Below are 19,154 nucleotides of genomic sequence, written 5' to 3' on the forward strand. Positions count from 1 at the left end.
CTAACTTACGTTTCTTCCGTTGCACGGCCAAAGTCTCGCATGCCGCTCCTTCTAACAACCAAGGCTGCAACCGCCATTTTAGAGGTTAGAGGGACACACAAGCGAGGATTGGTTTCTGCAACCGCCATTTTGGAGGTTAGTGAGGCACACGAGCGAGGATTGGTTACTGCAACCGCCAAATTGGAGGTTAGAGAGGCACTCGAGCGAGATTCGGTTACTGCAATCGCCATTTTTGGAGGTTAGAGAGGCACTTAACGGGGACTGGTTACTGTAACGAGGACTAAAGGGGATTGTTTCGGGGTTGGCGAACCGACCGCCCGACCATAATCCCGCCGCCGTTCCGCGTCTGGTATAATAGAAGATGGCGGCCACCCGCCTTTTCATAAATATTTCCACCTCAAAACTCTCTGTTATATAATAATTCTGACATTCGAGAGAACGATAGGAGAATTCGGCCCCATGGACATAGTCGAGATCAAGATCGGCCTCATCGACGAAGATACGGCTCAGCCCCGCTACCAGTTCGACGAAGACGCGCTTCAGGAGCTTATGAACAGCATCGAGGAGCTCGGCCTGCTGTCCCCGATCAAGGTACGGCCGACGGACGGCGGACGATACAAGATCATCTACGGGAACCGCCGCTATAAAGCCTGCAAGACGCTCGGGCGCGAGACGATCCCGTGCATCGTGTCGAACGCGACGGACGAGATGGAGATCTACCTCGAGCAGATCGCCGAGAACCTGACCCGCGAAGGCTTCTCCCCGATCGAGGAGGCGGAAGCGTTCCACAAGCTGCTGAACGACCCGAAGTTCCGCAGCTCGACCAAGTTCCTCTCCGGCAAGCTCGGCAAGACGGAAGCTTACATCAAGAACAAGTGCGAGCTGCTCAAGTTCGGGAACGCCGTCCGGAAGTTGATCGTCGCCGGCTCGGAGATCCGCAAGGACAAGCTGACGGAGGACCAGCTGCTCCCTCTCAAGGATCTGCCGCTGGAATATCGCGACACCTTGGCCTTGACCTTCGCCCGGGACGAGACGCCCGTGACCGACATCAAACGGATCGCCAAGCTGTTCAAGGACGAGAGCATCTCCGACGGGCTTAAGAGCAAGCTGCTTTACAAGTCCGGCTACGAGCTGCTGGAGACGTGGTCGACGTTCGAGCACAACCGCAAGGAGCGCGCCAAGCAGGAAGCCCTGCGTGCGGAACAGGCGCGGAGAGCGGCGGAGGAGGCGGCCAGGGACGACGGGGACGACGAGGAGAACGGGGACCCGGATTCGGGCAAAACGAAGGAGCCGGCCGCGCCCAAAGAACCGGCCATCCAAGGCAAGCTTCGGAAGCTGGCTTCCTCTCTCCCTCCTCATGCCCCGCTGGCGGACGCGGTCGCGTCCAGCGTCGAAGCGATCCCTCCGGAGGAGCGGGAACCGTTCGCCCGGAGCGTGGACGAGTGGATCGGCAATCTGGAGAAGCACCTCGAAGAGTGGAGAAGGATCCGGGAGTCGCTCTCGACTTCGGCATCCGCCGGCCACTGATCCGCAACAAGAGCAAAGGCTGCGCGCCGGTCGCCTCGCGACCGCGTGCAGCCTTATTCGTCATGCGCCGACTCTCTCGAGCGTCAGCTCCGGCGTACGGCCGGGAGCCGCTTGCTTCCAGGCCTCGATTCCATAGAGGACGAAGGCCGCTCCCCACAGCAGCGGTCCGACGTCGGACACGTAAGGCATGAAGTTCAAGACCGGCGTCAGAAGCAGAAGAATCGCCGACAGCTTGGAGTACAGCTTCGTGCGGAAGATGCTGATCGGGAACAGAATCATGCTCAGGATGATAATCGGCATCGAGGTCATCCCCGTGACCGCGACAGGCCATGGCGGCATCGGCGACTGCAGCATCGAAGGCTCGTAGACCTTGAACGTCAGCGAATCGAACACGAGCGCCATAATCAGGAAGCTCCCCACGGAATGGAGGGCGAAGGCGGCGAAGCCCAGCTTCCCGAACTTCTTCAGATGCAGGAAGTACACCCCGAACATTCCGATGCCCATGAACAACGTTCCGAGCACCCCGCAGATGAGCTCCGGAATGCTGTCAAGCCCTAGAGCAAGAGCGAAGGGCGTCATGGCCGCCCGGAAGAAGCCCCCGATTATGCTGCAGACGGCGAGAAAACGAATGACTTGGCTAAAAGTCACTATAAAACATCCTTTCCCCAATAGGTTGTCGTGAACTTCGAACTTCACGATTCTAAGGATACGATCCCGGCGTTCCCGCCGTCATGTGACCGGTGTCCCGCCCCTATGGGAAATAAAAAGACCCTCCCGTTAGGAAAGGTCCCGCCCGCCCAGCCCCGCCTCGCGAGCCATCACGATGGCTTGGGCGCGGTCGGCCGCCTGCAGCTTGCTCAGGATGATGGAGACGTAGTTGCGCATCGTCTTCTGGGCGATGCCGAGCTGCTTCGCGATCTCCGAGTTGTTCATGCCCTTGGCGATCCAGCCGAGAATCTCCCGCTCCCGCTCCGTCAGCTCGGGGAACGCGTCCGGATCGGCCTTCGGCTGCAGCGTCTCGAAGTAGAACATCATCCGCCTCGCGATCGAAGGGCTGAAGATCGCTTCGCCCTGGCCGACGGCGTCGATGGCCCGCACGATCTCCGCCGGAGTCGCTTCCTTCAGCAGATACCCCCGCGCCCCCGCCCTCATGGCGGCGAACACCGACTGGTCGTCGTCGAACATCGTCAGGACGAGTACACGGGTCTCGGGGCGCTGCGATACGATGCGGCGGGTCGCTTCGATCCCGTTGATCCCGGGCAGGTGAATGTCCATGAGGACCAGGTCCGGCTTCAGCTCGCCGGCCAGGCGAACGGCCTCTTCGCCGTCCCGGGCCAGGCCGGCCAGCTCGATCCCCGGCAGCGGCCGCAGCACCGCCGCCAAGCCGTCGCGGAACATCGGATGGTCCTCGACGATCAGCAGCCTTTTGTTGTCGGACTCGTTACCGAGCGGCATGCGTCGACTCTCCTTTCTCCCCCGAGTGCTTCTTATCCCTTAACTTCGATGCGGAACCGCGGATTCCCTCTACCGTTAGACCGAATCGCCTATAGGCCGCACCCCCAGGTATACCTCCGATTTATCCTTGCGGATAATACCGCGCCCGAGGATGCGGCTGTATCGTTAGTAGGGATAAGAGAGCGAAGGAGAAGATTTATGAGAAATGCGAATCCCGTTCAACGGAACGAACGGAATGTGGGAATCGATATCCTGAGAGGGTTCGCCCTGCTCGGAATCCTGATTATGAATTTGCCCCAGTTTTTCAACCCGAGCTTCGTTTACGGGGTATACGGAGTGCCGACCGGCTCCGAGGGAGCGGACCGGGTCGGAGACATCCTCGTCAAGCTGTTCGTCGAAGGGAAGTTCTTCACGATCTTCTCCTTCCTGTTCGGACTCGGCTTCTACATCTTCATGAGCCGGGCCGAAGCGAAGTCGCCCCGCCCGAACCGGCTCTACCTGAGACGGATAACCGCGCTTCTTCTGATCGGGGCCCTGCACTTCGTCTTCGGCTGGACGGGAGACATCCTGCACCTCTACGGCATCGGAGGATTGCTTCTCCTTCTGTTCTATAGAAGGCGGAACAAGACGATCCTCGTCTGGATCGTCTCGCTCGTCGTCGTATGGTTCGGCATGTTCGGCTTATCGTTCATCGGCACTCCCGAGCAGGCTGAGAAGAGCCTGGCGGAAGGCCTGCAGCTGCTCCCTCGGATGAACGCCATCTTGGAAAATCTGACATATCCGCAGTGGATCGATTACCAGCTCCGGTGGGTGGCCCCCGCGCTCGCGGCGTTCGAGCCGATCTTCCTGCTGGCCATCCTCGCCATGTTCCTCGTCGGCTTGTATGCCGGCAAGCGGAACTGGTTCTCGAACCTCGCCGCGAATAGGAAGACGATCCGCCGGGTATGGCTCGTCAGCCTGACGGTCAACGCGCCGATCGTCGCGGTTCTGGCCTTGCTCCTGACGAGAAGCGTCGATCTCGGATTCCGGCACGAAGCCGTCGTCACCGTGCTCGTTCAATTCAGCGGCATCACGATGAGCCTGCTCTACATCCTGACCTTCCTGCTCCTTCTGGCGCGGCCCAAGCCGATCTCCTGGCTCCGCCCCATCGGGTACGTCGGCCAGATGGCGCTGACGAATTACCTCGGCCAGACGGTCGTCTGCATCGTGCTCGGAACCGTCTTCCATCTTCACGGGGTCGGCAGCGTCCAAGCGATCGTTCTGAGCCTTATGATCTACGTCTGCCAAGTCGCGCTGAGCGCCCTATGGCTGAGCCGGTTCCGGTTCGGCCCCCTGGAATGGCTGTGGCGCACGTTCACCTACTTGGCGCCGCAGCCCCTACGGCTTCGCGAGAAGAAGGCGAAGGAGCTCGACGCGGTTGCGGACGCGTAGCTTCTCGTAGACGGAGCTCAGGTGCTTCTTCACCGTAATCTCGCTCAGGAACAAGCGGGAGCCGATCTCGATGTTGGTCAGCCCTTGCAGAACGAGCAGCGCAATCTCCCGCTCCCGTTCCGTCAGAACCGACAGCCTCTCGTCTTCCTCCCCCGGAACGCCGCGTCCCGGGGGAGCTTCCGTCTTCGCCGCGGAAGACCCGTCGGCCGATCCGCTCGGCGAACCGCCGGTCGAGGAAGAGGCGCCGGTTCCGGAGGAAGCCGATCCGGCTGAAGTCGTTCCGGGGGAAGTCGTTCCAGGGGAAGTGCTCCCAGTGGAAGTCGTCCCGGAGGAAGCCCCGGAGGAAGCCCCGGAGCCCGCTCCCTTCATCCCCGTTCGCTCGAGCAGGGTGTCGAGCAGGACGCCGAGCCTCTCTCCCCTCGTGTCCAGCCGGAAGGTCGGCGTCGGGGTGACGCCGTCGTACCAGCGATGGACGACGCCCGGCACGACCTCGAAGCCCATGTCCAGATGCGCCCGCGCGTAAGCCGGATGAGGCGGCGGAGAAGCGATCAGGATGCCGTCGGATACCATGTAGGAGAAGATCAAGAAGAGAGCCTCCATCGCCAAGGAAGGATCCTCCGAATCCGCGATATCGATCAGCCGGATGAACCAGCCGGCCGGGCGATGGGGCGTCCCCTTCAGCTCCTCGAGCTGCTCCGGCGTCAAGCTCCGGAGATAAGGAGAAGCCAGAGGATCCTTCCTCAGATAAGGCAGGGTCTCGGCGCGAATCGGAACGACGACGGACAGGCCGACGACTTCCCCTTCCCGGTTCCGGAGCAGCTTCGCCGCTCCCCCGCCGATGTCCAGGCAGGAGCGGAGGTCCAAGCCCCGCAGCTTCCCGATATCGGTCTCCCGGTCCAGCTCCCGCTCCGCCCGCCGGATGCCGCCCGCGGAATCGGGACCGATCCGGCTGTACGGGCGGGCCCCGGCGATCCGGTTCTCCGCGTAGCTCTCGCCTTCGGCCAGATTGCCGGGCGTCAGCGGCTCCCAATAATACTCGCCCGCGGACGAAGGGGCGACCATCCAACGCAGGGTAGCGCTGCCGATGTAGGAGAACAACTCGGCCATCTCCCAGGCCGCGCTCCCGTCCCGCGGGGCTTCCGCGATCCGGGAGCGGTAATCGTGCACGCTGCGCTCGAGCAGCAGCCGGCAGCGGGAAGGCTGCCTCTCCCGCAGCCGCTTGCTCGTCGCGTCCCGCATCAGGTCGTGCAGCGCCCAGCCGCGGGCCGACTTGCGAACGAACGACAAGCCGCACAGCCGGTCGAAGTCGGCGGGGTCGACCGCTTCCCCGCCGATCCTCTCCAACGCCTCGCAGTCGAACTGGCGGACGATGGAGGCGACCTCCACGAGCTCCCGGAGCTTCGGATCCGGAGCCTCGCGAAGCCATCGCTCCGCGAGGCTCTCGAACCAGCCGCTCTCCCGCTCCTCTTCCCCGTCCTCCTCGTCCAATGCCGCCGAGGCGAGCAGGGTCAGCGCCAGCGGATGCCCCCTGGACTGCCGCCGGATCTTCTCCTGAGCCTCGGGGGAAGAGATTCCGCACCGCGCCAAGTACGACAGAATCTCCTCCCGGTCCAAGGGACCGAGAGGAATCCGCTCCACCCTCTCCCGCCATGCCGGAGACAGCTTCCACTTGCCCTTCGGCGGCACCCGGCTCGCCAGCAGCACGAGGCAGCGGTCGGGGAGCCACTGCACGAGGCTCTCCCGGATCCACGGGTCGAGGTCGTCCATCTCCTCGTAGGTATCGAAGGCCAGCGTGACCGGACGGGTCCGGGAGATGGCCTCGAGAGCCGCCAGCAGCGGCTCGGCCCCGGCTTCGCCCGCCCAGCCTTCCCTCGCTTCGCCCTCTCCGGTCCCCGCGGGGAGCCATCTCGAGCACTGCCGAAGCAGCCCTTCGGCCCATTCCTCCGGCGAATGGTGGAAGTCCCGGCTGTCCATATAGAGGAACGCGGCCCCGCGCTGGACGGACATCCGCCGGAAGGCGTCGAGCAGCGTGCTCTTGCCGACGCCCCCCGTGCCGTAGAGGCACCATACGTTCCGTCCGTTCGGAGCTTCCCCGTCCAGATAGCGGCGATACCGCTCCAGCTCGCCTTCCCGGCCGACCAGGAAGTCGTCTTCCCTTCGCTCGATCCGGCTCAAATCGTGGCCCATGCAGTTCCTATCCCCTTGCCGACGAATCCGTGATACCGTTTATTTTATCAGATATTTCCTTCCCTGTATCTCTCGATAATCGTCTGATACACGCCCTTCGGACGAAGGCCGACGAGCTTGTCGACGGGCTGCCCGTCGTTGAACACGATGACGGTCGGCAGGCCCATGACGCCGAACCGCGAAGCCAGCTCCGGCGATTCGTCCGCGTCGACCTTCGCGATGGCGACCGTCTCCCCGTATTCCTGCGACAGCTCCTCCAGAATGGGCAGCAGCACCTTGCACGGCGGACACCATTCGGCCCCGAATTCGAGCACCGCAACTCCCGGACGGCCCGCGAATTCCGGATAACCGGCTTCCGTTATCTCTTGAAGACTCATCTTCATTCCTCCATTCGTTCTTCGCGTATGGACGCGATTCTATCGATCAGGTTCGAGCGGATGGCGGTCAGCAGGGCGAGCTGCTCGTCGATCTCGGCCAGCTTCTTCTCGTAGACGGGCAGCACTTCCGCGCAGAACGCCTCCTTGCTTATCATGACGCAGTGCAGGAACCCCGCGATCTGCTCCGTGCTGAGCCCGAGCGACAGATAGAGCTGAATCGTGTTCACCTGCTCGATAGCCAGCTGGTTGTATTCCCGATAGCCGCTGGCCTGCCTCGAAGCCGTCAGCAGTCCCTTCTGCTCGTAATAGCGCAGCGAGCGCACGCTGGCCCCCGTCGCCTTCGACAGCTCCCCGATCTTCATAGCGCCACCTCCCCGAATCGGCCGATGCTCTAATGATAAACCCTGACATCAATGTCAGAGTCAACATTTTTTTTCGCGACGGGCGCAACAACGGGACGGGAAGTTACGTAATCATTGGGGTGCTCTTTTTTCTGGAAGAGGAGGGGTTCGTTTGGAAAAGGGAATCGTCGTGCATCTGCTTGAGAAGCAGCCGGGCGGAGACATTCGCGAGATCGACCGGCGCGAGTGGAGCGCGAATATGATGGAAGCTCTCCATCACGTCAATTACCTCACCGTCGGAGGAGTCGAGTACGAGACGGTGGAAGGCCGGCTGAACGTGGACACGCAAGAAGTGGAGCTGCTGCTCACCAAGGTGCGGCCGGTCATGAAGCTCTAAGCGAGAGAGGGAGAGAAGATGAGCGATCAGGAGAAAAAAGGGGAAGCGCCCAAGCTCCCGCAGCTGTTCTCGCCGGACGGCAAACCGCTGAAGGTATTGTCGACGTCGCTCGGCATCGCCTTGCTGGCGAACGCGCTGTATTCGGCCGGAACGCCGGGATCCGCGTCGGCGGATACGGCCGTGCCGTCCGCTTCGCCGACGGCGTCCGGCGCGGCCGCCTCGGAAGCCCCGGTGCTGGCCGAATGGTCGTCGGAGGAAGTGAAGGCCTACTTCGATCCTTCGGTCGACTGGAACATCCCGCTGACCGAGGAAGAGCTGGAGGAGCCGCCTGCGACGGAAGCGGCGGCCGGCGTATCCGGCGGAGGCACCGGCGGGTCGGGCGGGTCCGGCGGAGGCACGACGGTCATTCATACGTCGTCCGGCTTCGGCTGGGACGATCTGCTGTTGTACCACATGATCATGGGCAACGGGAATACGTATTCTTCCGGGGCTTATTACGGCGGCCGGACGGCGTACGACGCCTCTACCGGCCAAGTCTACAAGCCGCGCAGCTACGGCACGGACGCGTTCCAGAACAAGCCGGTCGTCGGCTCCGCCGTCCGGCCGAAGACCTCGAGCTCGACCGGCTCGATCACGCGCCGCTCGACTTCGTCTTCCGCGGGCGGCATCGGCGGGAAGTCGAGCGGCTTCAGCTCCTCGAGCTCTTCGAAGTCGAGCGGCGGCGGGTTCGGCGGATGAACCGGCCGGCGTTCGAGGTGCTCGGAGCGCCCCGTCCCGACCGCGCCGCGCGCGTGAAGGAGCTTGAAGCCATGGGCTTCGGCTGGGCGGACCTGGACGGCGATCCGTACTGGATCGACCAGCTGGTCGTTATGGACGGCGCCGTCTACGAGGAGCTGGAGCGGGCTTCCGCCGCTCTCTGGGGAATCTTCGACAAGGCCGCCCGGTTCGTCGCCGGCAAGCACGATCTGTACGGGATGATCGGCATCCCCCGGGTGCTGTGGGAGAGCCTCGACCGGATTCCGCTCGAGCCGGAAGGGCTTATCAGCCGGTATGCCCGGTTCGACTGGGCCGTATCGGAGACGGGCGAGATCCGCTTGCTGGAGCTGAACGCGGATACGCCGACGGGCTACGCGGAAGCGGCGGCCGCTACGCCGTGGATGTGCGAGCAATACGGAGCGCGCTGCGCGAACCTGGAGATGCCGTCGCTCGTGCGGGCGGCCTGGGCCGAGTGGCGGCCGGACGCGGCGGCTTGCGTCGCCTACGGCGAGCACTTGGAAGACACGGGGACGGTCGACCTGCTGATTCGGCACGGCGGCCTCGATACGAAGGGCGTCGACTGCCTCGACCTGTGGGTCGACGAAGGGACGCTTCGCGGCAAGGACGGCGAGGAGATCCGCCGCTTGTTCGCCCTGTATCCGAAGGAATGGATGGCGGTCGACGAAGGCGGCGACGCGCTCGCATACGCCATCGAGACGGAGCGGCTTCGGCTGTTCAACTCCCCTCACGCGATTCTTCTCCAGTCCAAGGGGATGCAAGCCTTGATCTGGGGCCTGTACGAGCTGCAGCTGGCGTTCGGGCCGGAGGAGCGGGAGGCGATCGGCCGGTATATGCTTCCGACCTACAACAAGCCGCTGTTCGACGGCAGCTTCGTCTCGAAGTCGATGTTCGGACGGGAAGGCGGCTCCGTCTCCCTGTTCGACGCCGAAGGACGGCTGGAGCTCCAGGACAAGGACGGCTACGACACGAGCCGGCTGTTCCCGCTCGTCTATCAGCAGCGGGCGGAGCTCGCGAAGATCCGGCTGGCCGCCGGGGAGTTCCACCTGCTGACCGGGATGTTCGTGATCAACGGCGTTCCCTGCGGCTTGCTCGGACGCGCGGGCGGCCCGATTACGGGGAACGCGAGTCATTTTGTGGCGATCGGAGTGAGATGAATGAACGACTACGAACGAAGAAGGAGATACGAGAACGAGAAGGCCTCCGCCCGAATCGCGCCCATCATCATCGGCGGGATTCTGCTTATCGTTTTCCTGGGCATCCTCGTGAACTCCTGCTCGAGCGGCGGAAGCCAGTGGGAGGATTCGGCGGTCTACTGGTCGGACGACAACCCGTCCAACTACTCGTCCGGCTCCCAGACGGCTCAGAGCTCGAATACCGTGCCGTGGGATTACCGGATCGTGGAAGGCACCGTCGGCGACCTCATCGGAGGAGACATGACGCTGCTGCCGGACAACGATCTGCTGCCGAACGACAACAATTACGCCACCGGAGACAAAGTGTGGGCGCTGCAATACATGGGGGCCGTCATGAAGACGGACGCGAACGACCGGACGGACGTCACGCTGACCTCCTGGAAGCCGATCAAGTCGTTCAAGACGAAGGAGGCGGCCGAGGCGGATCTCGCCAAGCTGAAGCTGAGCCTGAAGACGGAGATCGACCTCGTCGGCGTGTACAAGACGACGTACAAGGGCCAGACCCGCGAATTCGCGGTGCTGACTCTCCCCTCGGGGCAGAAGATCAAGCAGCCGATCGACGAGGAGCGATACGCCAAGCTCAAGACGCAGAAGAAGGTCGGCGTCGTTCTCGAGGAAGTGCACGATTACAGCAATTATGATATGGCATATGCCAAGTTCCGGGGGTGGGCCGCTTGATCGTTGTCGACATCGTCGTCAGCATTATCGTCATTATCGTTCTGCAACTGCTTGGAATGGCCGTCTTCAGTTGGATGACTCCCTTCAACGATCTGGAGGAGCTGAAGAAGGGCAATACGGCCGTCGGGCTCGCCTTCGGCGGCAAGTTCTTGGGGACGGCGATCATCCTGGGCGTGTCGGCGTATACGAACAGCTCGATCTGGCACATGATCCTCTGGTTCGCCGTCGGCTACGTCTGCCTGATCGTCGCCTACTGGGTGCTGGAATTGGCGACGCCCGGACTGAAGCTGTCCGAGCATCTGAAGGACGGCAACGTGGCGGTCGGCATTCTGCTCTGCTTCGTCTTCATCGGCATGAGCTTCGCCATCAGCAGCCTTATCGTGTGACCGCGGCGCCGCGCACGGCGCGCATCGCGAACGAACCCCGCCGGGACGCCCCGGCGGGGTTCTCTGCGCTTCCGACCGTTATCCGGGCACGAGCAGCGCGGACACGACTTGCGCGTACCAGCGAACCAGGTAATCGTTCGGGTGGTTGATATGGTTGCCCGTCATGTCGCGGTAGGGCTTCCGGAGCAGCAGCTCCTGATGGATCCGCGTCATGTCGGCGAGCGCGACGCCGGGACCGACGAGCTTGGCGAGCTCCTCCCGGTAGCTGGCTTGCATGGCGTAAAACGGGGTCTCCGGATTCGGCAGCATGGTGGAGACGAGAATGAATTCGGCCGGCGGATGGCCCGCCTTCACGTCCTGGATGATCGTCCGGATGTTGTTCCGGAAGGCGTCCGGAGAGACGACCGCGCCGTCGTTCATGCCGAACGCGACGACGACCAGGTCCGGCTTCTCGGGAGCGACCAAGGCGGCGGCCGACTCCGCGCCGACGATGGAATTCTTGCCGTAGAGCGACAGATTGACGGTGGAGACGGCCGAGGAATACGAGCCGTTCAGCTTCCTCTCCACCAGCTTCTCCCAACCCGGCATGAAGGGAGGGACGTTCAAATAACCGCTCGCGTCGGCCCCCAAGGTAATGCTGTCCCCGAAGAACGCGATCTTCAGCGGGCTGCCCGCGGTCAATCGGCCTATCGTGCGGGGCAGGAGGCCCGGCTCGAAGACGGGGACGGGACCTCCCCAATCGTTCGAGGCGATCCGATACGTCACGGCCAGCTGCTTCTCGTGGAAGAAGCCTCCGCTCATTTTCCCCAGAATATGTCCGCCCCCTGTCCTGTACAGCGTGTCCGGGCCCGGTACCGGAGGATACAGCTCGTCTTCCGTCAAGAACGGGGCCCTCGAACCCGCGGGGAGCCGGATCGCGTTCGCGACGGGGTCGTACAGCCAATCGATTCCGTAGACGTATTCGGTCCTCAGCGCGGAATCGGTGAGAGACACGATCTGCTCCGGCCTGAACAGCAGGCGGGCTTCGGGCAGCCCCGCCCCCGCCGATACCATCAGCAGCGATTCGTCGTACTGGGTCGTCGACAGCCAGAACGGGGCCATCGCCCTTGCAAAGTCGAAGCCGGTTCCCATAGCGGCCAGCCCCCTCCCTCTCTTCTACTCTCAATATATCGCGCCCGGGAGCTCGGGGTTTGTCCGTTTGTCTTGCGAGGCGCGAAGATTGGGATGGTATAATGGAGAGATAAACGAAGAGCCCGGGAGAAGAGAGCATGACGATACCCACCGACCACAGGCTGGACGACGCCCAATGGAACAAGCTGCTTCGGGATGCGGCGGACGCCTTCGACGACCTCTCGATCAAGAGAGGCTTCCAATGGTACAAAAAAGGATTGGTTGGCCCGCTCGACGTCGCGGCTCCCCGCCGCGTCGAAGCCGTCGTCGAAGACGCGGGGCCTTGCACGGTCCGGTTGAATCTCGACGATATGCGGGCGAGCGAATGCGAGTGTTCGTCGGAGAGTCCATGCAAGCATATGGCGGCCGTCCTGATGGCGTACGCCGACGAGCGCGGCCGATCGATTCATGCGCTCGCGAACGCCAGGACGACCTTCCTCATGCAGCAGGCCGAGGAAGCCGGCGTACGGGCGAGCTCCGCCAAGACGGGCGGCGGTTCGTCGCCGCTTCCCGAGATTCGCCGGCGAGCGCTGGCGATTCCCGCGATGAGCGTCGCGGAGTGGCACGAATGGTTCGCGCTCTGCGCCGATCGTCTCGATAACGCGACCCTGAATCCCCGATACGTGACGGACTTCCTCTCCGTCGTTCGGGACGCCACGCCCTCGCTGTCGCCGGCGGCCGAGCGGCTGTTCGGGCTGAACGCTTATCTGTTCGTCCTGCGGAAGCTAACCGCCGGAACGTTCATGGGGTACTACACGAGCATCGCGGCCGCCGACGCGAAGGATGCGATCCTGCACGGCCTCGAGCAGGAGCTGGATCTCGCCTCCGAACCCGAAGGGCGAGCCCGCCTGCTCGAGACGGCGTCGTACTTGCGCGGCGCCATGCTGACGGAGACCCAAGGGGAGTCCTCCCTGCTGGAGACTTACGTCGAGCTGTGGGCGCGCTGGATCTGGCCGAACGTTCAAGACCCGGGGATCTACGCCGAAGAGCTGCGAATGCTCCGGGAGGAGGAGAGCGCGCGGGGAGCGAGCCTGTCCCGGCTCGCCCTGCTCGTCGCCCGAAGCTGGATGCACCTGTATCGGAAGGAAGACCGCGAGGCGTGGAGCTTGCTCGCGGAAGCGGACAAGCACCGGCTCCGCCACGGCGACGTGCTGCGCTTGCTGCAGCACTTGGCCGAAGCCGGCGAATGGCCGCGGCTGGCGGACTGGCTGGCCGAATGCGCCGCGCCGCTGATCGGCCGCCGCTACGGCAGCCAGGACAAGTACGGGCAATATTGGGAAGCCGTCGTGGAGCGGCTGCCCGAGGCGGAGGAGAGGATGTGGGACGCGATCGCCGGCCAGCTCCCCTACTCCGGCCATCTGTACGAAGAGAAGCTGAGAGCCCGCGGCCGGTGGGAGCAGTGGATCGACTACCAGCTCAGCCTCGGAAGCGATCCGCTCGACTATCGGGCGACGGAGCTGCAGCCGCTGGAGAAGGAGGCGCCCGAGACGCTGCTTCCGTTCTACCACCAAGCCGTCGAACGGTACGTGCTGACCAAGAACAGGCAAGGCTACAAGCTCGCGGTGAAGCTGCTCAAGCGCTTGGCCAAGCTGTACAAGAAGCTGAAGCGGGAACAACGCTGGGAATCGTTCCTCGAAGCGTTCGCAAGCCGCCACGGCCGGCTTCGGGCGCTTCAGGAGGAGCTTAGGAAGGGGAAGCTGATCCCATGATCGCTAGCAAACAAGTCGACACGTTCGCCGTCCGGATCGTCCTGAGCGAACACGGGGACGCCCTGTTCTACGCCGAGACGGACCCCTACGAGGAGTCGCCCGGGCTTCTGCTGAAGCAGAAGCTGTTCGCCTGGCACGAACCCTCCTTCTACGGCACCGAGCTCGAGATCCGGAAGGTCGGCGAGGTCGAGGCCGTCTTGCTTCCTTCCGAGGAAGTGATTCCGTTCCTCGCGGACGGCCGGCGGCTCGAGCACGTGGAATGGATCTGGAAGGACGAGGCCGAGACGCTTCTTCGTCTCGCCCCCCTGCTGGCGGAATGCCTGGAGGGCGGCAAATACGTTCCCGATCTGGCGGCGTACCGGGCCGGGAGGCTGCGCTGGATCTGGGACCCGGACGCGCTCGAGGAGCCGAGGCGGGCGGAGTTGGAGGGGAGCGGATTGGAGGAAGCCGTCCTCGAGGGTCTGCGGGCGGCCTTCTCCGCCGCGGTGTTCCATCGCCGCTACGGAACGGAGGAAGCGGCGGCGGATCTGCGCCGGGAGTTCCCTCTCCTCTTCGCGAAGGGCGAAGCCGCCGTTCAAGCGTCGGCCGGGCTCGACGCCCGTTCCTGGCTTGTCCGGATCGGCTGGAAGACGGACACCGCGCCGTTCCGCCCCGTGCTGCAGCTATTGGAGCCTTGGGAAGGGATGGAGTTCCCGAGGTGGCGGCTGAAGCTCGTGCTGCAGGACAAGCGGGACGCGGCGACGGTCTACAAGGTTCGGCTGGCGTCGGACGGGGAAGCCCGCGGCAAGTGGCCGCCCGAGTGGACGGCGCAGGTGCGGGAGCGGTCGCGCGGCTGGCTGGATCAGCTGCGGGCATGCCTGCCGGCTGCGCGGTTCGCCGGGAGCGACGACGTGCTGGCCGGGACGCTGGGCGACGAGGATGCCTGGCGGTTCTTGACCGTGGAGAGCCGGCGCCTGCTGGAGACCGGCTGGCAGGTGCTGCTTCCGGCCTGGTGGGAGGCCGCCCGGAAGAAGAAGCCGCGGCTGCGCGCCAAGGTGAAGGAGGATCAGGGCGCGGAACGAGGCGGCGGCAAGTCGCTGTTCGGGCTGAACGCCATCCTCAGCTTCGACTGGCGCATCGCCATCGGCGACGCCGATCTGAACGAGGAAGAGTTCCTGGCGCTGGTCGCCCGCGGAGAGAGGCTCGTCAAGTTCCGCGGCCGGTGGATCGCTCTCGATCCGGAGCTGCTCGCGCAGATCCGCCGGGCGATGGAGGGGATGGACAAGTCGCAGGGGTTGACGTTCCAGGACGTGCTGCAGCTGCACCTGCTCGGAGACGGGGATGGCAGCTCGAGCGGCGGGACGGACGGAGAGCTCTCCGCGGAGGACGCCCTGCGAGCGGAAGAAGAAGCGGCGCGGGTCCGGATCGAGGTGGAGCTGAGCGAGCATCTGGCGAAGCTGATGAGCCGCTTGAACCAGCAAGCGGAATGGCCGAAGCCGGACATCCCTTCCGGGCTCCGCGCGGAGCTGCGCGGCTATCAGCGGGACGGCTTCGCTTGGCTCGCCGGGCTCCGCCAGCTCGGACTCGGCGCCTGTCTGGCGGACGATATGGGCCTCGGCAAGACGGTCCAGCTGATTACGTATTTGCTGCACGCGAAGGCGTCGCAGGAGGAAGCCGGCGGAGAGCGGCTGCCGTCGCTCATCGTCTGCCCGACCTCGGTGCTGGGCAACTGGCAGAAGGAGCTGAGCCGCTTCGCCCCGTCGCTTCGGGTTCTGCTTCATTACGGAAGCGGACGCCTGGAAGGGGAAGCCTTCCGCGCCGCCGCGCGCGAAGCCGACGTCGTGTTGACCTCCTACGCGACCGCTTCCCTGGACCAGGAGACGATCAAGGACTTCCTGTGGGGAGCCGTCTGTCTCGACGAAGCGCAGAACATCAAGAACGCGCAGACGAAGCAATCGGCGGCTGTCCGCAGCTTCCCGGCCCGGCACCGGATCGCGCTCACGGGTACTCCCATCGAGAACAGGCTCTCGGAGCTGTGGTCCATCTACGACTTCATGAATCCCGGCTTCCTGGGCGGAGCGCGCGCGTTCCAGGACCGCTTCGCGACGCCGATCGAGCGGGACCGCGATCCGAAGCGGACGGCCGATCTCCAACGGCTGATCAAGCCCTTCATGCTTCGCCGCAAGAAGAAGGATCCGGCCATCCAGCTGGACCTGCCGGACAAGAACGAGATGAAGACTTACGTTCATCTCACGACCGAACAAGCGGCGGTCTACGATCGCTGCGTCAAGGAGCTGCTCGAGAAGCTGCAGAAGCTCGAAGGCATCCAGCGCAAGGGAGCGATCCTGGCCGCCCTGACCCAGCTGAAGCAAGCTTGCGACCACCCGGTACTGCTCGACAAGGAGTCCGGCCCGGAGGCCGAGACGGCGGGCGACTGGGCCGGACTCGGCGGGGAGGCGCTCGAATCGCTCGTCTCGCGCTCCTCCAAGCTCGAGAGGCTGCTCGCCATGGTGAAGGAGCTGCGGGAGGAAGGGGAGCGCTGCCTCATCTTCACGCAATATCTCGGGATGGGTCGGATGATTCAGGCCGCCCTCCGGCACGAGCTGAACGAACCCGTCCTCTACCTGAACGGAAGCACCTCCAAGTCGCAGCGGGATCGCATGATCCAGCAGTTCCAGTCCCATGACTTGCCCTCCGGCGAGCAGCCGAACGTGTTCATCCTCTCGCTCAAGGCGGGCGGCGTCGGCTTGAACCTGACGGCGGCCAACCACGTGTTCCACTTCGACCGCTGGTGGAATCCCGCCGTCGAGAACCAGGCCACCGACCGGGCCTACCGGATGGGTCAGACCAAGGACGTGCAGGTGCACAAGTTCATCTCGCTCGGAACGCTCGAGGAGCGGATCGACGAGATGCTGGAGAACAAGCAGCAGCTCAGCGACGACGTCATCTCCGGCTCCGAAGGCTGGATCACCGAGCTGTCGACGGAGGCGCTGAAGGATCTCTTCACTCTTCGCCGGACTCTGTCGTGAGCTCCGGCGGCGAATACGGGACGAACCAGGCATTCGGGCTTGGCTCGTCCCCTTTTTTTATTTGATCCGCGCTGGGTCATTGGACAATCAAGATGGCTTGGCCTGCATCTACTATAGTGATTGTTGGAATCGGATAACCGGTCGAACCCGACAGCTAAGGGGGATCCACGATGGTCGACGCCCTTCCGGCAGGCCTGCCCCATGGGGTGCGCAAGCTGCCGCTGTGCCGAATCGAAGATTCGAGAGGATCGCTGACGGAGGTCTACCGCGCGGAATGGTTCGCCGCTGGGCTGCCAGCCGTGCAATGGAACGCGTGCCGCAGCCGCCCGGGAACGCTGCGCGGCTTCCACGTGCATGCGAATCACCACGACTTGTTGACCGTTCTGGCCGGACGTCTGCATCTCGGTCTGCAGGACATGCGACCCTGGTCCCGCACATACGGAATGGCGGCCGTGACGGTTATCGACGCCGAAGATCCGCAGCTGGTCTATATCCCGCCGGGAGTCGGACACGGCTTCTGGTTCGCGGTCGAAGCCGCCCATCTGTACGGGGTGACCCGTTACTGGGACCCGGCCGACGAGCTATCGTGCCGCTGGGACGATCCGGGCGTCGCGGTTCCGTGGCCGTTCGCCGAGCCAAGATATCTGTCCGACAAGGACCGGGCTGCCGGATCGTTCGCGAACATGCAGACCCGCCTGTTGGAGCTGCTCGAGCCTCCTTCGGACGTACCCTCACTTCGCGGAGGTGCTTCTATTGAATAGCCATTCCGGCTCCGGCCTTCACGTCGGCTTGGTCGGATGCGGACGATGGGGAAGATTAGTTCTACGCGATCTCAAGCAGCTTGGGGCCAGAGTCAGCGTCGTCGCGAGATCCGAGGCGAGCCGGGCCAACGCTCTCACCTATGGCGCCGACCGGATCGTCGGCTCTATCGACGAGCTGGAGGAGAGCATCGACGGTTACGTCGTGGCGAGCATTGCCAGCGCCCATGTCGGGAATATCCGGGCTCTGCTGCCTCGGGGCCGGCCTATCTACGTCGAGAAGCCTCTAGCGATCGACCTGAAGGAAGCGGAAGCCTTGGCGGCTGAAGCCCGCGAGTTGGTGCGGGTCATGCACAAGTGGAGGTACCATCCGGGCATCGAGGCGCTCTCGGATTTGATCCGCTCCGGCGAATTGGGCGCGCTGAGGGGCCTTCGCTTGCAGCGAACCAATTGGGGCAGGCAGCATCCGGACGTCGATTGCGCGCTTCACCTTCTTCCTCACGATCTGTCTATCGCGCTTCACTTGCTTGGCGATCTCCCGCCGATCGATACCGTGATCCCGAATCCGGTCGGATCCAACCGGTTCGGATTCGTCGCCAACCTGTTCGATCCGAAGCGGGACCTCCGCGTCGCCCTGGACGTGAACAATCTCGTTCCCGGCAACGTCCGTTCCTTCTCGACGGGATTCGAGAAGGGGGTCGCGAGCTTGACGGACAGCTATTCGGATGCCATCCGCCTGTACCGTTACGGGCAAGGCGAATCTCCGGAGATTCGGCCGATCTCGAAGGAATGGCCGCTGCATCGGCAATTGCGCGTCTTTCTCGATTATTTGCGCGGCGGTCCTCCTCCGCTCAGCTCTATCGAAGACGAGCTTCGGATCTTGCGCCGCGTCTTCGAGGTCCGGGAGAAGCTCTACGACTGCGGGGAAGACGCGTGACGGCTCCCTTGTTCAGCATCGTGGTGCCGACTTACCGCAATGGCCGCCTGCTTCGTTACGCGCTCGATTCCGTTCGGAATCAGTCCCTCTCGGATTATGAGGTCTTCGTCGTCTGCGACAGCGCCGTCGAAGAGGGACGCGAGATCGCCTTCGAATTCGCGCGGCGGGATTCCCGGTTCCGCGTGCTCGACCGTCCCAAGGGCGCCCGCCACGGAGAGGCGTACCGGCATGAAGTGCTGCTCGCAGCCCGAGGGCGATACGTCGGGTACTTATGCGACGACGATCTGTGGCTTCCCGACCACTTGCGGCGAATGGGGCAAGCGCTGGAGCGCGCCGAATTCGTCCACAGCCTCTACGCCTTCTTCCAAGGCGGCAGGTTGTCCGTCTTCCGGAATGCGCTGGAGGATCCGGCGATTCGAGAGCTGATGCTCGAGCAGCCCTTCAATATTTTCGGTCCGACCGCGGCCTCGCACCGGCTGGATACGTACTTTCGCCTTCCCGAGGGTTGGGCTCCCGGTCCGGAAGGGGTGTGGAGCGATCTGAACATGTGGCGGAAGTTCCTGCGATTGGAACACGTCGTCCTGTCGACGGTTCCGGAGATCACGTCCGTAAGCTTCCCCTCATCCCTGCGACCTTCCATGACCCTTGAGCAACGGGAAAAGGAGACCGCTTACTGGGCCGAGCTCATCGTCTCTCCGGCCATCCGCGACATCCTCCGGGAGGCGGAGGTCTCGCCCCATCCCGGGGGCGGAGATGATACGGATTCGCCGTCTTCCGAATAAAGCCAACCCCCTGACGGGACGCCTTCGCGTCCGTCCAGGGG

General features: G+C 63.7%; 18 protein-coding genes. 12 read left to right on the top strand and 6 right to left on the bottom strand.

What is annotated here, in order from left to right:
• Nucleotides 1-459: 459 nt before the first annotated feature.
• The gene (locus H7B90_RS24760; protein WP_185138580.1) at nucleotides 460-1,527 is read left to right on the top strand and encodes a ParB/RepB/Spo0J family partition protein; all 1,068 of its coding nucleotides are present in this window, start codon (nucleotides 460-462) and stop codon (nucleotides 1,525-1,527) included.
• A 60-nt stretch (nucleotides 1,528-1,587) separates the two neighbouring features.
• Here H7B90_RS24760 and H7B90_RS24765 read toward each other — a convergent pair whose 3' ends face one another.
• Nucleotides 1,588-2,175, bottom strand: a complete 588-nt coding sequence (locus H7B90_RS24765; RefSeq protein WP_185138581.1) for a hypothetical protein — start codon at nucleotides 2,173-2,175, stop codon at nucleotides 1,588-1,590.
• Between the two features lie 129 nt (nucleotides 2,176-2,304).
• Nucleotides 2,305-2,982 (bottom strand): response regulator, encoded by a 678-nt coding sequence (locus H7B90_RS24770; RefSeq protein ID WP_185138582.1) that lies wholly within the window; start codon nucleotides 2,980-2,982, stop codon nucleotides 2,305-2,307.
• 198 nt (nucleotides 2,983-3,180) lie between these two features.
• On the opposite strand from H7B90_RS24770, the gene H7B90_RS24775 reads away from it, so the two are divergent.
• Entirely contained in the window at nucleotides 3,181-4,413 is a 1,233-nt protein-coding gene (locus H7B90_RS24775; RefSeq protein ID WP_185138583.1) for a DUF418 domain-containing protein, read from the top strand.
• On the opposite strand, the gene H7B90_RS24780 is transcribed toward H7B90_RS24775, so the two are convergent.
• The 3 genes from H7B90_RS24780 to H7B90_RS24790 are packed head-to-tail and all read right to left on the bottom strand — an operon-like array spanning nucleotide 4,360 to nucleotide 7,339.
• Entirely contained in the window at nucleotides 4,360-6,600 is a 2,241-nt protein-coding gene (locus H7B90_RS24780; RefSeq protein WP_221482155.1) for a helix-turn-helix transcriptional regulator, read from the bottom strand. The genes H7B90_RS24775 and H7B90_RS24780 overlap by 54 nt on opposite strands.
• Nucleotides 6,601-6,647: 47 nt before the next feature.
• Nucleotides 6,648-6,977 carry a thioredoxin family protein gene (locus H7B90_RS24785; protein ID WP_185138584.1) on the bottom strand — a complete coding sequence of 110 codons (330 nt, stop codon included), beginning with the start codon at nucleotides 6,975-6,977 and terminating at the stop codon, nucleotides 6,648-6,650.
• Nucleotides 6,978-6,979: 2 nt separating this feature from the next.
• Nucleotides 6,980-7,339 (bottom strand): MerR family transcriptional regulator, encoded by a 360-nt coding sequence (locus tag H7B90_RS24790; RefSeq protein ID WP_185138585.1) that lies wholly within the window; start codon nucleotides 7,337-7,339, stop codon nucleotides 6,980-6,982.
• A 151-nt stretch (nucleotides 7,340-7,490) separates the two neighbouring features.
• Between H7B90_RS24790 and H7B90_RS24795 the strand changes: the two genes are divergently transcribed.
• The 5 genes from H7B90_RS24795 to H7B90_RS24815 are packed head-to-tail and all read left to right on the top strand — an operon-like array spanning nucleotide 7,491 to nucleotide 10,749.
• Entirely contained in the window at nucleotides 7,491-7,715 is a 225-nt protein-coding gene (locus tag H7B90_RS24795; RefSeq protein WP_185138586.1) for a hypothetical protein, read from the top strand.
• Between the two features lie 18 nt (nucleotides 7,716-7,733).
• Entirely contained in the window at nucleotides 7,734-8,453 is a 720-nt protein-coding gene (locus H7B90_RS24800; protein ID WP_185138587.1) for a hypothetical protein, read from the top strand.
• Nucleotides 8,450-9,646 (top strand): glutathionylspermidine synthase family protein, encoded by a 1,197-nt coding sequence (locus tag H7B90_RS24805; RefSeq protein ID WP_185138588.1) that lies wholly within the window; start codon nucleotides 8,450-8,452, stop codon nucleotides 9,644-9,646. Before H7B90_RS24800 ends, H7B90_RS24805 begins: the two co-directional genes overlap by 4 nt.
• Nucleotides 9,647-10,363, top strand: coding sequence for a hypothetical protein (locus H7B90_RS24810; RefSeq protein WP_185138589.1), 717 nt, complete (start codon nucleotides 9,647-9,649; stop codon nucleotides 10,361-10,363).
• Nucleotides 10,351-10,749: a DUF350 domain-containing protein gene (locus tag H7B90_RS24815; protein ID WP_376701758.1), complete on the top strand. Its 399-nt coding sequence runs from the start codon at nucleotides 10,351-10,353 to the stop codon at nucleotides 10,747-10,749. Before H7B90_RS24810 ends, H7B90_RS24815 begins: the two co-directional genes overlap by 13 nt.
• A 78-nt stretch (nucleotides 10,750-10,827) precedes the next feature.
• Here the strand turns inward: H7B90_RS24815 and H7B90_RS24820 are convergent, their stop codons facing one another.
• Entirely contained in the window at nucleotides 10,828-11,880 is a 1,053-nt protein-coding gene (locus tag H7B90_RS24820; RefSeq protein ID WP_185138591.1) for an SGNH/GDSL hydrolase family protein, read from the bottom strand.
• Between the two features lie 137 nt (nucleotides 11,881-12,017).
• Between H7B90_RS24820 and H7B90_RS24825 the strand changes: the two genes are divergently transcribed.
• The 5 genes from H7B90_RS24825 to H7B90_RS24845 all read left to right on the top strand — a co-directional run bounded on the left by H7B90_RS24825 (nucleotide 12,018) and on the right by H7B90_RS24845 (nucleotide 19,113).
• A complete protein-coding gene (locus H7B90_RS24825) occupies nucleotides 12,018-13,628 on the top strand; it encodes an SWIM zinc finger family protein (protein WP_185138592.1) in 1,611 nt (536 codons plus the stop codon).
• Complete coding sequence (locus H7B90_RS24830) at nucleotides 13,625-16,636, top strand: DEAD/DEAH box helicase (protein ID WP_185138593.1); 3,012 nt, start codon at nucleotides 13,625-13,627, stop codon at nucleotides 16,634-16,636. The genes H7B90_RS24825 and H7B90_RS24830 overlap by 4 nt, the downstream gene beginning before the upstream one ends.
• A 170-nt stretch (nucleotides 16,637-16,806) precedes the next feature.
• Entirely contained in the window at nucleotides 16,807-17,397 is a 591-nt protein-coding gene (locus H7B90_RS24835) for a dTDP-4-dehydrorhamnose 3,5-epimerase family protein (RefSeq protein WP_185138594.1), read from the top strand.
• Complete coding sequence (locus H7B90_RS24840) at nucleotides 17,390-18,331, top strand: Gfo/Idh/MocA family protein (protein ID WP_185138595.1); 942 nt, start codon at nucleotides 17,390-17,392, stop codon at nucleotides 18,329-18,331. The genes H7B90_RS24835 and H7B90_RS24840 overlap by 8 nt, the downstream gene beginning before the upstream one ends.
• Nucleotides 18,328-19,113, top strand: coding sequence for a glycosyltransferase family 2 protein (locus tag H7B90_RS24845; RefSeq protein ID WP_185138596.1), 786 nt, complete (start codon nucleotides 18,328-18,330; stop codon nucleotides 19,111-19,113). The genes H7B90_RS24840 and H7B90_RS24845 overlap by 4 nt, the downstream gene beginning before the upstream one ends.
• Nucleotides 19,114-19,154: the final 41 nt, after the last annotated feature.

Origin of the sequence: Cohnella xylanilytica (assembly GCF_014212175.1) — a bacterium.
Classification (GTDB): Bacteria; Bacillota; Bacilli; order Paenibacillales; family Paenibacillaceae; genus Cohnella; species Cohnella xylanilytica.